The organism is Collinsella aerofaciens (genome assembly GCF_028209395.1).
GTDB classification, from domain to species: domain Bacteria; phylum Actinomycetota; class Coriobacteriia; order Coriobacteriales; family Coriobacteriaceae; genus Collinsella; species Collinsella aerofaciens_AZ.
The window spans coordinates 144,174-158,610 of sequence record NZ_JAQLDQ010000004.1; the positions used below are offsets into that span (position 1 = coordinate 144,174).

Consider the following 14,437-nt stretch of genomic DNA (forward strand, 5'->3'; position numbering starts at 1 on the left):
GTCTAAATATCCCCTCGGTTCCCAAAATCCGATTCCCAGTAGTTAAAACCGCGCAGGTAGGCGGTCTTGTCATAACACAGGCAGTACTTAGAGACCGCCGTGAGTTCGGCCGCACCTGGCGGCACCATATCGCGCACCAGCTGTGGGCAAAACTCGGTAAACTTGATCTCCATCACCAGCTTGCCGGGCTCCAGCACGGGCAACGCGGGCAACGTCGCGTCAAAGATGTCAAAGCTTCCCACCGCCGCACGCACGTTGCTATCAAAGGTAATGCGCACGGTGCCCTCGTCCATCACCCACGGCTCACGCTCGTAGTCCACGATGGTCCGCGGGCGCATCATGTTGCAGATGCACTCGATGTAGAACTCGCGACAGAGCGGATAAGGGCTCCTCAGCAAAAAGTCGTAGTCGCCGGCCAGAATCTGCTCAAACTCGCCACGCGTGAGTGGCGCGTCCTCCTTGTAGATCCAGCTGCCGTACTTCTTTTTGCGCTCGAGCTTAATCACCTTGTCGCCGCCGTTATAGATGCGCACGCGATATTTTTTTCGCATAAGAATACCGGCGTCTTTTTCCTCGTAGGCCGAGTTGCAGTAGTCGTCAAAGTACAGGCTGCGAATGGTGTAAACACCCGCCCGCGCATACTTGTCCAGTTTAAAAACCGGCGCCATGCGGCAGGCAAGCGCAGCGTGCTCGCCCTCGTTAATGAGATATTTGAGCTCGTGGCGGTAACGCTCCTGCGTGGCGCGTGCGGGCGGGGCCGCCAAGCGCTCAAGCAGCGCGCTAGCCCTCCTCATACGTGTCCTCCACGACCTTACCGCCGTCTTGCACGTAAAAACACTTCATGCCGTAGTGTTTGCCGTCGTCGGTCACATAGTAGTCAAACGCATCTTGGGCATAGCCGTCTGAGTTGGTGGCGCGCACGCGCACAAAATACTGGCCGGCATCGGGCGCATCACAGGTCACCTCGGGAAGCAGCACGTCCTCAGCCTTAAAAAGCACGTCGCTTATGGCATAGTCGCGCGCCAGCTCCACGGTATAGCGAACGTCACGCGCCTTAAAGTCGTAGGACGCATCCCAGTTAATGCGCAGCTTACCGTTATCAATCTGCGGCACGCCAATGTAGAACGGCATGGGCTTTTTATAGCTCTCGCGAAAGCTCTTATAGTTCTCCTCGATCTCGTAGGGAATCGCCGCGGCAATCTGCTCGTATTCGTCCTTGGTGACAGGCAGATTGTCGATATCGGGCGAAGCAAAGACCAGCGATTCGGTAACCTCGCGATAATGTTTGATCATCTTGCTCAGGCGCGCCTCGGTCATATACGAGCGCAGGTCCTTGACGGCGCGGTCGAGCTCGCTGCGGAACGATTTGCTGCGCAGCGCACGATTGAACAGTACGTTGCCCCAGTAGTTGCTTGCGCCGCGCTCCCAGCTCGCGTAGTCCGAAAACCCGGTAAGAGAAAGCTCCAGCTTGCGCAGCATGCCGTCGTTGTCCCAATCGAGGATGTACCACGTATTGGAGTTGAGCGGGCTGTACAGATAGCAGTTACGGTTCTGCGTATCGCAGTTGCCCGTCAGAATCTGAAACGCCAGCCAATAGACCAGGTTCTCGGTATCAAAGTAGGTGTCGAGTACGTCATCGATCTTTTGCGATTCGTCGTTGAGCTCATCGAGCATCTCGATGAGCTTGGTGTGGTCCGAATCGCCCTTAATCTCGAGCATGCCCTCAAAGCTTGCCTGATTGTAGTCGGGATCGTCGGCAAGCTTAATGGTGTCCTCGTAGCGATGGAAATCAAAGCTGTTCACCTTGTACAGGTGCCCGCTCTTATCCAGGCCATGTGCCTTAAGCGCCGTCTTGTTGAGCTGCTCCACCTGCGTAAACAGGCCGTAGTCCTCAAAGGTATCGTTGGACTTTTCAGTCTGGTCGCACACCCACAGATGCACAAACTGCGTGCGCAGGCCCATCATCTGGGGGATTCCACGGATAAGGTCGTAGGCCATCTTGTTGCGAAAACGCATACCTTCGCCCATGTGCTTGTTGAGCGCAATCGCGCGCTGTTGGCGCCAGGTACCCTTGCCCTTTTTGAGCTCCACCTTGTAATTCTTTTGCGTGTAGGAGCTCGATGTCTGGCCGCGCACCTGCACGGTGGCATTGGGCGCTTCCTCGCCATAGCCAACCTCGCCGGCCACCGGGCCGTCTTCGTCGCCCGGCTGCAGCAGACCCATAACCTGATAGCGCGTCACGCCCATGTCGGCATAGTCGTAGACCGAGTACGTGTTGATCTCGGCCCAGCTGTGGTCGGTGTTCTCGGAACTGTTGCCGCGCGAGACCGTCAGGTACATGGTCACGATGCCCGAGTCGTCGTAGACCTCGTACAGCTCGTCTTTATCGCGTAGGTGCTTGGTACCGTCCGAGGACTCGGCCTTTTTAATCTTGTCCTGCTTTTTGACCTTTTTGGTCGAGGAATCTTCCTGCACCGAGCAGCCCGAAAGCAACAGCGTACCGGCAGCCGCCTCAAACAGGCGACGGCGAGACATCATCCTATCGGTCATCAGAACCTCCCCAATGGTTGCGATACACACGGACCACCGTGCGCTCAAAAGCGCCATGCGGCTCACCCTTATGGCGGCCTTCTTCATAGCGCTGCTCGGCACGGTCGAGCAAGCGACCCAACTCCGTAAAGCGACCCGTTTTGTCGGTCGCCACCATGGGCTGCTGACTCAGGATACGATACGGTAAGTTGGCAGTATAGGTATCGAGCCGCAACAGCGCCACGATAAAAAACACCGCCGCACCCAACAAAAAGCCAAAGCCATAAAACTGCTGCGGCAAAAGCAGCGACACGGCAGTCGCCAGCCCGGCCACACCGGCAAACAGGCCAGAGGCCAGCACGGCTCCCTTGTAGTCGGTAAAGTACAGCAAGATGAGCATCACCGTATTGCCCACGGCATACAGGCCATAGCCCACGCATAGCGTGCGAAAATACCCGTGCATAAGGTTGTTAAAGCCCAGCGGTAGGGCCGAGAGTACCGTGGTCTCGAGCGAAATGACCGCCGCGGTCACAAACAGCTGCTTGAGCGCGCAAAAGCGTAGTTCGCTATTGAGCGTGGCAAGCATTTCCTCCTCGGCCACCACAATGTCGCCCACCACGCCACCGTCGTTGAACAGGCTGTAGTAGTCGCGGTAGCGCGGATAGAAATTGACCTCGACCGAGACCACAAAGTTGACGGACGTGACCAGGATCGTCAAAAACGCGATGAGCGCCGGCACATCGTGGTAGGGCGCGCCATAAAACAAGCCCTTGACCTGCACGCCAATGGGACCGGCCCAAATAATCACCAGGTGCGCAAAGAGCCCCAGGTTGGTAAACAGGCCCGTGAGCGCCAGCGGCATAAACTGATCGAGCCATTGCAAAAAGAGCCAGGGGCTGCGGTCACTCTGCGGAAAATACCGGTAAAGCAGCACCACGTCCCAGACGAGCATGACGCCGTAGCCCAGAGCAACTGATGCCAACAGGCCCTCGACCGGCGGCAGCCCCAGTGCCAGCACGGCCAGGGCGCACAGGCACGCCACACCAATGGCAGCCGCAAAGCTGCACAGGATACCGCGGTAATCTTTGATGGCCGTGAGGTAGCTCATGCCATTCCAGTTGACGATCATAATGTTGAACAGCCACAGGCACAGCAGCCCCTGCAGCAGCGTGGCGCCCGAGAACAGCAAAAAGACGCCGTAGAGCACCGTGCCCGCAACGAGCATGATGGCATTAGATCCCCAAAACGAAGGCAGGATCTCATCCTCGCGCTCGGCAAAGAGCATGTCGGCCAAAAAGCGCGTGACCGGCATGGAGAAAAAGCTTGTGAGCGTGAGCGATGCCAGCAGCGTATAGGTCACCATGCACACCAGCAGATCCTGGTTGGCGCGGCCCACACCCCACAGACCGCACAGCACCAAGATACCCACCTGGAGCAGCACGCCAAGCAGCATGGGGCCCGTGCACACAATGCCGGCGTAGCCATAGGCGCGCATCGTAGCAAACAGACCCTTGCGCCTAAACAGGCGTTTGAGCTCAAAACCGATTCCGGCCACCGGCTACTCCCCCTCTCTGGGCAGGTTAAACGCACACGCCGTCTCGTCGTACAGCGCGCGATAGTTGGCGAGCATCTGCTCGTGCAAAAAGTACGTGGCAACGCGACGCTGCCCGCGCTCCCCCATCTCAATGCGACGGGCGCGGCTCACGCACATGCGCTCCATGGCATCGGCCAAGCCCTTGCGATACATGGGCGGCGTCACAAAACCCGCCACGCCAAAGTCGTCGCCCGGGGCGCCTTCGAGCAGCTCGCGACAGCAGCCCACCTCGGTCGTCACGCAGGGACGGCGCGCTGCAAGCGACTCCAGCACGCTGAGCGGCTGGCCCTCGGAGATGCTCGTCAAAATGGTAAAGTCGAGCTTTTCCATGTACTCGACCACGTTGACGCGGCCGGTAAAGATCAGGTCGCGCACGCCCAGGGTCTCAACCAGCGCATGGCATTCGGCCCCGTACTCCTCATCGTCCACGCCGCCCATAATGTGCAGGCGCACGCGAGGCAGGCGCTCGTGCAGCTCAAAGAAGGCATAGATCATGGTCTTGACGTCCTTGATGGGCGCCAGGCGCACCACCGCGCCAATGTCCACCCAGCCGTCATCGGGCTTTAAGGGGATGTCTTTAAAGCGATCGAACTGGATGCCATTAGGGATGACCAGGCATTTGTCCGCATCGCAGCCCATATCGATCTGCGTCTTGCGGGCGTTATGGAACAAACTCGTCACGCGGAAGGCGCGGCGGTAGATCTCCTCCGAAAGCAGGTAGAAAAAGCGAATCCAGCGATCCTTAAACGACGGCACCACCCAGTCAGCGCGAATGATCTCTTCCTCGCGCTCGCGGGTATAGATGCCATGCTCGGTCAGCAGCACCGGCGCATGGTGAACGCTTGAGCCCAGGCAGGCGAGCAGGCCACCGTAGCCGGTCGAGATGGCATGGTACACATCGGCCACCGGCACCTCGCTGCCCAACAGGTAGAGCACAGGAAGCAACATGGAGCGCATGGTGTGGAATGCATCGGCAAAGGGCGTGTAGGGGTACTCGGCCAGGCACACGTCGCGGAAGATGTCCATAAACGTTCGGCTCTGCAAAAACGAGAGCGGATGCACGCGACGGCGCTGAAAGATATCGAACAGCACGTCCCAGTCCGGATTGGAGAGCGACACCAGGCGGCGTAGCGCCTCGCGCTCGCGGTCGTTAAAACTGGTTTCATGTTGCTCGCCCGATAGGCGCAGGGCATCGTCTAGAAACACCTCGTGCACCTCGACCACGTTGCCGGGCAGCTCGTAGACAAACTTGCCGCGGTCGACAGCATGCGCGCCAATCACCCACAGCACAAACTCGTACTCGGGCATGGCCTGTATGTAGCCGTGCATCCAGGTGGACACGCCGCCGTGCACATAGGGGTAGCAACCCTCGAGTACCAAGCAGATTCTCATTTGTCGCCACCCTCCTTGCGTGCAATGGTCACCGTCTTGTCCGTGGCTTTGACCAGGTACAGGTCGCCCATCAGATGCGTAATCTCGCCACCCGTGACTGCACCTGGCTCACCGTTGTTGGCGCGGAACATGAGCCACGCCTCGTCGTGGAAATTGCCCAGGCTGAGCGTCCAGGCATCCGCACTTGTATCCACGCTCACCGTCACGGACGAAAAGCGCTGGATGGCGCCCGAGCATTCCGAACCGGTCTGGCGCCGCAGGTCGGGCGCAGACTTGGTAAGCCACTCCAGGTAGTTGGTCAGACCGCCCTTGTAGACCTCCCAGCCCTCCTTGGCTCCGCGACCGGGATCCAGTAGGTCGTCCGGATGCATAAAGTGCGTACTCACGTAGTGCATGTTGAGCTCGGACACGGCTGCCAGACGCATATAGGAATCGTTGACCATGCCGCCCGAGACAATACGTGGCTGCTCCACAATGCCATCGCTCGCCACGCCAAACTCCTGCACATAGGGCAAGTCGGTGCCATCCTCAAAATACGTACTGGCGATGGTCTTAATGCGCGGAACGTCAGTGCCGATAAGCTTGCGCGCACGGGCCGAAAGGATATTCGACGGTGGCACATAGACCGAGCCATGCGCGTTGGGCAGTACCTCGTCCTGGAAGGCTATAAGCTCGTTGAGCGATGCGACGAGCGCCTCCTTGTTCTTCCACGTCTTGTAGTCGTACAGTGTGCCATAGTCGGTATCCCAGAGCGCCAGCGGCTGATGGTTGTAGCCGTGGAAACCCAGCTCTCCGCCCATCTGCAGCAGCATGCCGCCAAAGTAGCGGAACTGCGTGGTATCGGCCTGGCGCGCGGGCTCGGTCTGGTTGACCGCGTCCTCGTAGTTTTCGATCATCACGCCGGTAAAGCGAACGCCATATTTTTGCGCGAGCTTTTGCAGATCGGGCCACCAGACCTTGGTATAAAAGTCGGCGATAGAAAGCCCGTAGTCGCGCTTGATATAGGTGCCGTCGCCCGAGGGCACGGGGCTGGGAAAGTCGTCCAGATAGAAGACGGCGCTGTTGATGACGGGGTAGGCCGTGGCATCGCCCAGCAGACTGATCGCCGCGGCGTAAAAACCGCGCATGACCTTGTCATAGATACCGATATTGCACACCACGGTGCGACCGCTACCGCAGTCATTCGACCAAATGAGCGGGGCGCCCGCATCGCCGGTCTTAGCCCACACACGAGCCGTCTCGCGCAGCGAAACCGAAAGCGACGAATCAAAGGGGTCCGAGAGCTCGTAGCGCTCTCCCCCGCCCAGCATAAAGTCCTCGCTCGGCACAATGCTTTCGGCTTTTACATAGTCATATCCGGCAGATTCAATGCCAAGCTTGGGAGCAATCACTTGCAGATAGCCCGAGTTATCCGGAGGCATGGCGAGCATAAGCGAACCGCCGGCACTCACCCAACTCATAATGTCGCTCAGGTGCGTACCGAGCCCATCGAGCGACGGCATGAGCAAAATCACGCGATCGTAGGAGGTCAGCGAGGGAATGGCATCCGCGCCGTCCAGCGCAAGGTCCACGTCGCGGTGCGCGATCTTCATATCGAGCAGAATCTGGTCGAACTGCTCCTTTACGTCCTCGACGCCAGCTTGATCGGAATCGGTAATGACCAGGCACGTGGGCTTTTGGCCAAATATTGCCGAGGAGGCCGGAACCGCATCGTTGGCGGCAAGCATCCCCAGCTTATGCTGGCCCGCACTGTACTGCACGCCGGCGCGCTCCACCAGCAGCACGGCCGCCATGGCAATAAAGACCGCCCACACCACAAGCAGCCCCATCCAGCGAAAATGGCCCGCACGGTCGCGGATATGCTGTACCACGCTCATCGGGCCTCCTCTCCGTTGCGCCAAAACGCCAGTTCCTCGCGGTTGGCGGCGCTCAAGTATACATGCTGTTTGTCAATCGCATCAATCACACGGTGGACCTCGTCACCGTCGCGGCGCATCACCGCAAGGCGCAGACAAAGCATCCAAACCTCCTGCTCCTCGGGCACATCGAGCACCAGCTGGTCGGTCACGGCCTGCGCCTCGTCGATCTGTCCGACATCGGCCAGCGCCGTCGCGTATCGAATGCGAAGCTCAAGGGTGTCCTCGCGCTCGCAGCGACGCGCAAGCAAACGCGCGTACTGTTGGCGCTGAATCTGAGCCACGCGCCCCTCGGCCAGACCCGAGCCCAAGTATTCACCAAGAAAATCGCAGTATTCGTTGAGGTTTTGCGCGCTCGGGTCCGTCTTAAAGGCACGCTCCAGCTGCTGCAGTTTAAGGTCGGACTCCTTGGAGATCTGCGCCACCGCCGTCGCGGCATAGTGAGCCACCTCAACGTCGTCGTTAAGCTTAGCCGCCTGCAGCTGCGCCAGGTACGCTTCGGGCTCCTCGGTGAGCATGGAGAGCATTAGGCGACGCCGGTCTGCCGGATCGTTGACGATGAGCGCCTCCTCGAGCGGGATCACGCCCGCATCGGCTTCACGGTCGTGCACTAGGATGCTGCGATGAAGGTCGTCGTTGAAGCGCAGCGACTCCAGCGCAGACTCTTTCAGCCCCTCGCCAAACACCGCGCTGCGGACCGATAGCAGAACCACCAGCAACGGGCCCCACAGCGGCACCAACACTATTACAGCCAGCATGTGCCCGCGCACCGGCAGCAGGCCCAACTTCATGAGCGTCCACAGTATCAGGCAAACCAGCGCATGAATCAGCAGCAAGACGGCAGCAACGACAAGCGAGATCAAGCGACACCTCCCTCACCGTCGCCGGTGTAAGCGATGTGCTGCAGCAGCGCCACGATGTCCTCGCCGTCGACGGGCTCCACCGCAATCTGCTTTGCGCTCAGGCGCTCGCGGATAATGGGCAGATCGCACGCCTTTGCCTGGCGCATAAGCAGGTAGAGCATGTCACCATCGACCAGGCCCGCCGCATCGCTCTCGCGGATTGCCGACCCAATTGCGCCCACCAGCTCGCCGACAGGCTCCATGCCCGGTACCACGCGCAGGAGCAAAAAGCTGCCCATCTTGCCATCTGCCAGCGCCTGCACGGCCGCGAGCTCTTGGCCAAAGGCAGCCTGCTTGAGCACGCAAGTGCCGTCAACGCAGCGTTTATCCTGTGCCACCGCCTCATAGTCAAAGGCACGGCCCAGCGCGCTTTCGACCAGGCCGCACAAGATGCGGAACAGGTTTTGGTAATAGAGCGTCATTTGGTTTTCGGCCGCACTACGCACAAAGATCAACACGGCGGGTGCCCCATCGCGCTCGATTGTGTATCCAAACATGGGAAGCCCCGGCGTCAGCTCGCGGTTCACCCACAGGTTCGAACGACCCCCGTCGCCCAAAAGGGGCGCAAGCTGCTCAAGCGTAAGCGAGCGTGCGGCATCTTCGGCAATCGCGGGACTTGCTGCCACCAGGCGTGCAAATGCTCCGCCAGAAACATGGTAGATCGTCACCGAATCGTTCTCGAGGATCTCGCCCAGAAGCTCGCAGCACTTGCGATAGATGTCGCGTGGGTTGAACACGTCGAGCTCCTGCGTCACGGCAAAGATCTTGCCAAAGCTGTCGTGGCGACCCACGATCTGGCGCCTGTACGCGCGCTTGTCCTCGATCGCGTCGTGGTAGAGCTGCGTAAGGAACGTATTGCGGTTGCGCACTAACTCGTTATGATCGCGCTCCGCCCTAATGGCTTCGCTGTTGCGCAGCTGCACATAGCCGCACACGGCACCCACAACAAAGTATGCAATAAACGGCAGCCAGTTGGACGGCTCGTAGAACAGGCTCTGGAAGGTATAGCCGTACAGAGTAAAGTAACTCGCAGCCAAACCCACCGACGCCAGCAGCGCCGCAACCAGGCCAAAGTCCAAGCCATACAGCGTGCCGATCAGCACCACGTAGAGCAGGCGATAATCGAGCACGTTGAGCTGGGTCGATTGGGAGAACAAGCGCTCCAGCACCTCGAACAGAACCCAGGCAACGCCCGTCTCCAAGCATTTGACAGGCAGCGTGCGCATTTGAATGCGGTCGATGGCCGCGCGCAAGGGGTTGACCTTCTTTGCACGGCCAGCATCCCAGCGAGCCTGAATGGTCGAGAGGTCGCGCAGCAAGTCGTAGCGCTGAAACCAGCCATAGCGCACGCGAGCGACGTCGCTGGCGGGCAGGGCGTAGCCGGCAGAATCGCCATAGGCAACTGAGAGCCCTGGGAACAGCGCCTTGAGGGCGTCGCCCACCTCACCCACCGTGTGATGGAAGGTATCGACTACGTCGAGCGTCTCAAAGTTAGCATTCCAGCTGTCGAAGATACGGCGTACCAGCACCGAAAGCTCCTCGGCACACAGCAGGGGAAACGCCGCATCCTGCGCGCCCTGCAGAGCAACCGATCCGGTTGAGCACGCGTCGAACAGCGGCACCAAAAACGGATCTTCCAGCGCGGCAGACGCGGTATACAGGAACGGCACGCGCAGGATCTTGGTCTGAACGCCCTCGCGAGCAGCGTAGTAGCGGCACAGGTCGTTGGCTGCGTGCGCGATAATGCCCTTGCCCGTTCGCCCCGCGGCATCGGCGGCACCCTCGGCACCCGCGGGCCCCGCTACATACAGCAGTTGGACCCGGCGACCCGCGCACGTACGAAAGACCGAGCGCAGCAGCTCGATATCGCCCACGGTATCGGTATGCGGGGTAAGGTAATTGGATAAGTAGACCACGCGGTCGAACTCGTAGGCCTGCTCCAAGTGCTGGAGCAGCTCTTTCCACGAGGCATGGGGCGACGACCCATCGCGGCGCGCTTCCGCGGCAGCGACGACCTGGACATGGTCCCCGGGGAACGCCTTGGCGCAAAAGTCATCGTCAACATATGCGGTGTTGCCAACAACCAGCACCTCCATGGCGTACTCCTCCCCTAAAATCCACTTTAGTCATAGTCAAACATGCGTATTTTACGCTGTCAACGCGAGTTGGAACGCCTTTAAGGCTGTTTAAGAACTATTTTAGGGGATGTGGAGACACCAAGGTTGCTAAATGAGCGCCCAATCCAGAAGTATGCGGCAAATTCTAGACATGCCGACCATACCGTATAGCGACATCGCTTCTACCTGCGGTTTCTTTTCATAAAAAGGACAGCGTACCCGAGGGTTCCGAAATTTACCGCATACTTCCGGCGGATGATTCCGGAAGTGCGGTGAAAAACCGAGACCTGTCGACCAGACCCCTGTTTTGGGCATCCGCGACCTGCGGTTTTGTTGCCAAAAATCGGGGTGTGCTCGGCGGTTTTCGGTTTTTCCTCGCACTTCCGAAAAACACGCTTAAACCGCGCGTCCCGAAGCATAAAACCGCCGGATATTTGCTTTTCCCCAAATGGGATCCTTGTTTTGCCAAGCCGAATCTTACATCTAAATAAAAAAGAGGGCCGACGCATCAACCCTCTTCAGGTGTCGCCCGAAGGCTTCCACCGCAATTAAGTGTATTCTAGTCGTTAACCTATGCTTGTGAAAGGCAAAGATGATTCAACTAGCCAACAAACATCCAGTCACTACCGGCAGTACTCGGAATCTTAGACGAATCGCCGATGCACACGATGGTCGCCGAAGCGCCGGCCACATACTTGACCTCAAGAACGGAAACACCTTGCTCCTTAAGCCTTGAGGTCATCTCGGTTATCTGAGTTTTATTCACGTCATTTTTGCTGACCAGCTTAACGCCATTGGCATCATTTTCATTCAGGCAGGATTCAACCATATTGTAATCGGACCAATAACAGTACTCTCCAGAAAGCCATCCAAGCTCAGTGGCGCATATCGATCCAGTCGCAGAAACCGTCTTTGGAAGCAATCCGTAACGTTGCCTTTCCTCAAATTCCAGAACATCGCAAAATACGTGATTAGCATTAAGTAATCTCGTTCCACAATAGTCCCCATAAAATGGCGCAAAGTGATTGCGGATAGTCCGCGACAACATCAAGTAGTCGTAGGTGTAATAGCCCATGAAAATTCGCAGACCGTCTCCCCCGGATCCCTCAGCAGAACGACCGAATTCAACAAGGAACTGGTCCCACATGCTCTCAATATAGGGAATTGCGAGTTTAACGCTATCCCTATCAGACAGAGGAGTCTCGCTCTTCTGCTGCATTATCCCCGTAGTATTTGCCAAATGGAAATGAGCGGCCATACGCTCGATCGTTCGGATGAACTCAGGACGATTCCCATCCTCTATAGCCATAATTGCGAAGAAAACACTTCTCAACAGGAGATCATTCGAAAAACGCTGAGGTAAAAGATCACCATATTCACGCTCGTATGCGAATAGCCTGGCTTCGCCCGTATCAATTGAAGAGTAATTAAATACGGAGTACGACGGAACAACATATGACGGAATGACATATGAGCGCACACGGCTACGCTTAATTTGATAACGCTTAAAAAAGGTGGAAATCCAAAAGGTCACAACACCAAATAATGCCAGCTCAAACTCAAAGGCAATACTCGAAGTATCAAGCACATCTAGCCCCTGTCCTCCGAGATAGCCATCGATAACAAAGTGATCGAATGCGACGGACAGCAAAAGAGACATGAACGCCTCGAATGAGAAAGGAAGGGTCCGGTACCGCAATTTACCCCTTGCATGCTTGATTACCCCAAGAAACAACCAATAGAAAAGGGTGGGCATGTATCGCAGCGAAGGACCTGGAACTGAAAACGCATCGCAAATCGCAGCCACAATAAACACGGGGAGCTGGCAACAAATTGTTGGAGCGAGAATTCGGTAGGCAACGTTCAACCTGCCCGACTCATCGGAGGGGTACAGTTCTTCGACGGTGTATTGCCCTCCAATCGCCAAGGGCCCAGCAAAGCGGACAAGCTGAACGCTCACCAAACCGGTAAAGACATAAAAGACAATCCAAAGAATAGTGACCGATTCCACCTGTAAACAATCTCCTCAAGTCATACGCTTGCGATTAATTGTAGATAGACAAAATTGAACAGGAAGCGACAATATTTGAAACTGTTGTTTTACGCTCCCCGGATCAAATGCCTTCAATTAAGAAACCCGGCGAAAAACCAAGACTACAAAATCGAAGAATACGCCCATGCAGAGCTTGACCTGAGCAGCAGCCTCACTGGCTTTTCCTGGAAGGTCTCGGTAACAAGTCTCGAAGAGGCGCAAGACGGCCTCATGTTGAAGCTGCCGCATCGCGTATAGTCAACCCAGCACGGGTCAGAGCGCCGCCGGGGACCAAAGCGGGCCCACCATCCGTCCCCTCCCCAACATTCCCCAGAAAGCTCGCTGATGTTGACTGGTGTTCCCGTAAAATAAACCTCAACAAAATATGTGCGGAGTGCTGGCCTGGAGCTGCCTTCGGACCCTATTGGCTGCTCACCGAGAGGCTCCGCTATGAAACGACCCCTTTACTACCTGCTCTGCGCGATCTCATGCGCATCCAACTTGTAGGGTAAATTCATCGCTCGCGTCGATTACGACCCCAATATTTCCTTAGGAAACACGCTCGGCAAATCGTTAACGCCCATAGCGAAAAGCACTTTTGCGCTGGCATCGTTGCTGAGCTCGTCGCTCAACTTAAGTGCATCAAGCAGTATATTTCGGCGTAAAATCTTATAGTCATCCTCAGTCAGCACTAGCTCAAGATCGCTTAAAACCCCTACTAGATTGACATCGTGAGACGGAGATACCCTGGCGCAGAATAGACGCTCGTCATGCGCACAGATATTTCGAAAATCTTTAATGTGATCATATGCAAGTCTTAGCCTACGTGGGCTGATGCGCTTATCGACTTCATGGGTCTCAGAATAGAGATCGGAAAACGACTTGGCAATGGAATTTCTCATGCTTTCTGGCTGAAACTCGTAGAACTTGAATGCCTGACCAAGCATCAAATAATTCATAAGAATCCATACCGGCGTATTATCGTGATTATTCTCATAATGCCGAATATAGTCCCTTTTATAATCGCTTTTCCATTTTTGAGACCTACATAGCACCTTCTCGAAATCACAAATGAGCGTGTCGATCTTTTTTCGATAACCAGCATCAGCACGGTAAGATCTTCTATCCAGGTATGCTTCCGGGCTATCTTTATGGGCCATTGCGAAACGATAAGAACAGACAGTTTTAAGAATCGCTTCCGCCTTGTTAAAGTACTCAAACATGAGCAGACGCAATGAACGGTCAAATTCGAATAAACGATATATATCAGAAAACTTCGTACCTTTTACGAATAGCTCGTGGCAAGAATCTCCGCGCTGGTCGAGAAATAAATCCTTGTAACCGTTAATAACCGGATAGTATCCCTCGCGCTCCAAAACTAAACGAGTATTGTTATCGCATTCGAGTCCACGGCTTTCAAGAATAGCAATCTGCTCATCAATAGATTTAAATGGTTTATCCATTAGGACCCCTTAAACGCGAAAACCGCCTTTCGGCGGTTCCCACGGACCAAGCCGGACGTACCGTCGCAAGGCCTCATCACAACGATTACTTTAAGGGAGAACTCGGGGTCCGTCAATCCAATACCACGAATCCCCCAAATCAACCCTTTGAAGAGACCAAACAACCAATTCAGGTAAAATAGCCCCAAGCTCGTATTTCGCCACAATGAAGAAGTCATTTAGCGACAACGGACGCGATATAACGGGCCGTTGTCGGCATGGAGCCGACCCCTTATCCCCTCGGTGGGAAGGGGTCGTGGCCATGGGAATCCCTTGCGCGGATTCTGCCGTCACGACGATGGATGATCAACTCCGACTCTTGATTGGAGCAGATGCGTCGACCGAGCTTTATTGCCTCGCTCTGCGTTGTCGTAACGGTGACGCATAATTTCTTTCGCAAATTGACAACCGCATAGCGGAACACGGCCCGCGCCCCGTCATATGATTTCTAGC

Annotated in this window: 11 protein-coding genes; 1 reads left to right on the plus strand and 10 read right to left on the minus strand. The window is 56.4% G+C overall.

What is annotated here, in order from left to right; translation table 11 throughout:
• Window positions 1-2: 2 nt before the first annotated feature.
• The 8 genes from PMW67_RS03490 to PMW67_RS03525 all read right to left on the minus strand — a co-directional run bounded on the left by PMW67_RS03490 (window position 3) and on the right by PMW67_RS03525 (window position 12,461).
• Window positions 3-794: a polyphosphate polymerase domain-containing protein gene (locus PMW67_RS03490; protein WP_271738752.1), complete on the minus strand. Its 792-nt coding sequence runs from the start codon at window positions 792-794 to the stop codon at window positions 3-5.
• Window positions 781-2,550: a CotH kinase family protein gene (locus PMW67_RS03495; protein WP_271738753.1), complete on the minus strand. Its 1,770-nt coding sequence runs from the start codon at window positions 2,548-2,550 to the stop codon at window positions 781-783. The genes PMW67_RS03490 and PMW67_RS03495 overlap by 14 nt, the downstream gene beginning before the upstream one ends.
• Window positions 2,540-4,084: an exopolysaccharide Pel transporter PelG gene (gene pelG, locus PMW67_RS03500; protein ID WP_271738754.1), complete on the minus strand. Its 1,545-nt coding sequence runs from the start codon at window positions 4,082-4,084 to the stop codon at window positions 2,540-2,542. Before pelG ends, PMW67_RS03495 begins: the two co-directional genes overlap by 11 nt.
• Before the next feature lie 3 nt (window positions 4,085-4,087).
• Window positions 4,088-5,515, minus strand: coding sequence for a GT4 family glycosyltransferase PelF (gene pelF, locus PMW67_RS03505; protein WP_271738755.1), 1,428 nt, complete (start codon window positions 5,513-5,515; stop codon window positions 4,088-4,090).
• On the minus strand, window positions 5,512-7,392 hold the full coding sequence (locus PMW67_RS03510; protein ID WP_271738756.1) for a DUF2194 domain-containing protein: 1,881 nt from the start codon (window positions 7,390-7,392) through the stop codon (window positions 5,512-5,514). The genes pelF and PMW67_RS03510 overlap by 4 nt, the downstream gene beginning before the upstream one ends.
• Window positions 7,389-8,294 carry a hypothetical protein gene (locus PMW67_RS03515; protein ID WP_271738757.1) on the minus strand — a complete coding sequence of 302 codons (906 nt, stop codon included), beginning with the start codon at window positions 8,292-8,294 and terminating at the stop codon, window positions 7,389-7,391. The genes PMW67_RS03510 and PMW67_RS03515 overlap by 4 nt, the downstream gene beginning before the upstream one ends.
• The gene (locus PMW67_RS03520; RefSeq protein ID WP_271738758.1) at window positions 8,291-10,429 is read right to left on the minus strand and encodes a DUF4118 domain-containing protein; all 2,139 of its coding nucleotides are present in this window, start codon (window positions 10,427-10,429) and stop codon (window positions 8,291-8,293) included. Before PMW67_RS03520 ends, PMW67_RS03515 begins: the two co-directional genes overlap by 4 nt.
• A gap of 622 nt (window positions 10,430-11,051) precedes the next feature.
• Window positions 11,052-12,461, minus strand: coding sequence for a hypothetical protein (locus tag PMW67_RS03525; RefSeq protein ID WP_271738759.1), 1,410 nt, complete (start codon window positions 12,459-12,461; stop codon window positions 11,052-11,054).
• A 75-nt stretch (window positions 12,462-12,536) separates the two neighbouring features.
• Here PMW67_RS03525 and PMW67_RS03530 point away from each other — a divergent pair, with 75 nt between their 5' ends.
• Complete coding sequence (locus PMW67_RS03530) at window positions 12,537-12,740, plus strand: hypothetical protein (RefSeq protein ID WP_117638224.1); 204 nt, start codon at window positions 12,537-12,539, stop codon at window positions 12,738-12,740.
• A 272-nt stretch (window positions 12,741-13,012) separates the two neighbouring features.
• On the opposite strand, the gene PMW67_RS03535 is transcribed toward PMW67_RS03530, so the two are convergent.
• Together PMW67_RS03535 and PMW67_RS09760 are read right to left on the minus strand one after the other, a co-directional pair.
• On the minus strand, window positions 13,013-13,945 hold the full coding sequence (locus tag PMW67_RS03535) for an Abi family protein (RefSeq protein WP_117779136.1): 933 nt from the start codon (window positions 13,943-13,945) through the stop codon (window positions 13,013-13,015).
• A gap of 271 nt (window positions 13,946-14,216) precedes the next feature.
• Window positions 14,217-14,408: a DUF2188 domain-containing protein gene (locus tag PMW67_RS09760; RefSeq protein ID WP_347486670.1), complete on the minus strand. Its 192-nt coding sequence runs from the start codon at window positions 14,406-14,408 to the stop codon at window positions 14,217-14,219.
• Window positions 14,409-14,437: the final 29 nt, after the last annotated feature.

Coding starts and splice junctions, on each gene's coding strand:
- PMW67_RS03490 (WP_271738752.1), bottom strand. CDS start 794: ATGAGGAGGGCTAGCGCGCTGCTTGAGCGCTTGGCGGCCCCGCCCGCA.
- PMW67_RS03495 (WP_271738753.1), bottom strand. CDS start 2,550: ATGACCGATAGGATGATGTCTCGCCGTCGCCTGTTTGAGGCGGCTGCC.
- pelF (WP_271738755.1), bottom strand. CDS start 5,515: ATGAGAATCTGCTTGGTACTCGAGGGTTGCTACCCCTATGTGCACGGC.
- PMW67_RS03510 (WP_271738756.1), bottom strand. CDS start 7,392: ATGAGCGTGGTACAGCATATCCGCGACCGTGCGGGCCATTTTCGCTGG.
- PMW67_RS03520 (WP_271738758.1), bottom strand. CDS start 10,429: ATGGAGGTGCTGGTTGTTGGCAACACCGCATATGTTGACGATGACTTT.
- PMW67_RS03535 (WP_117779136.1), bottom strand. CDS start 13,945: ATGGATAAACCATTTAAATCTATTGATGAGCAGATTGCTATTCTTGAA.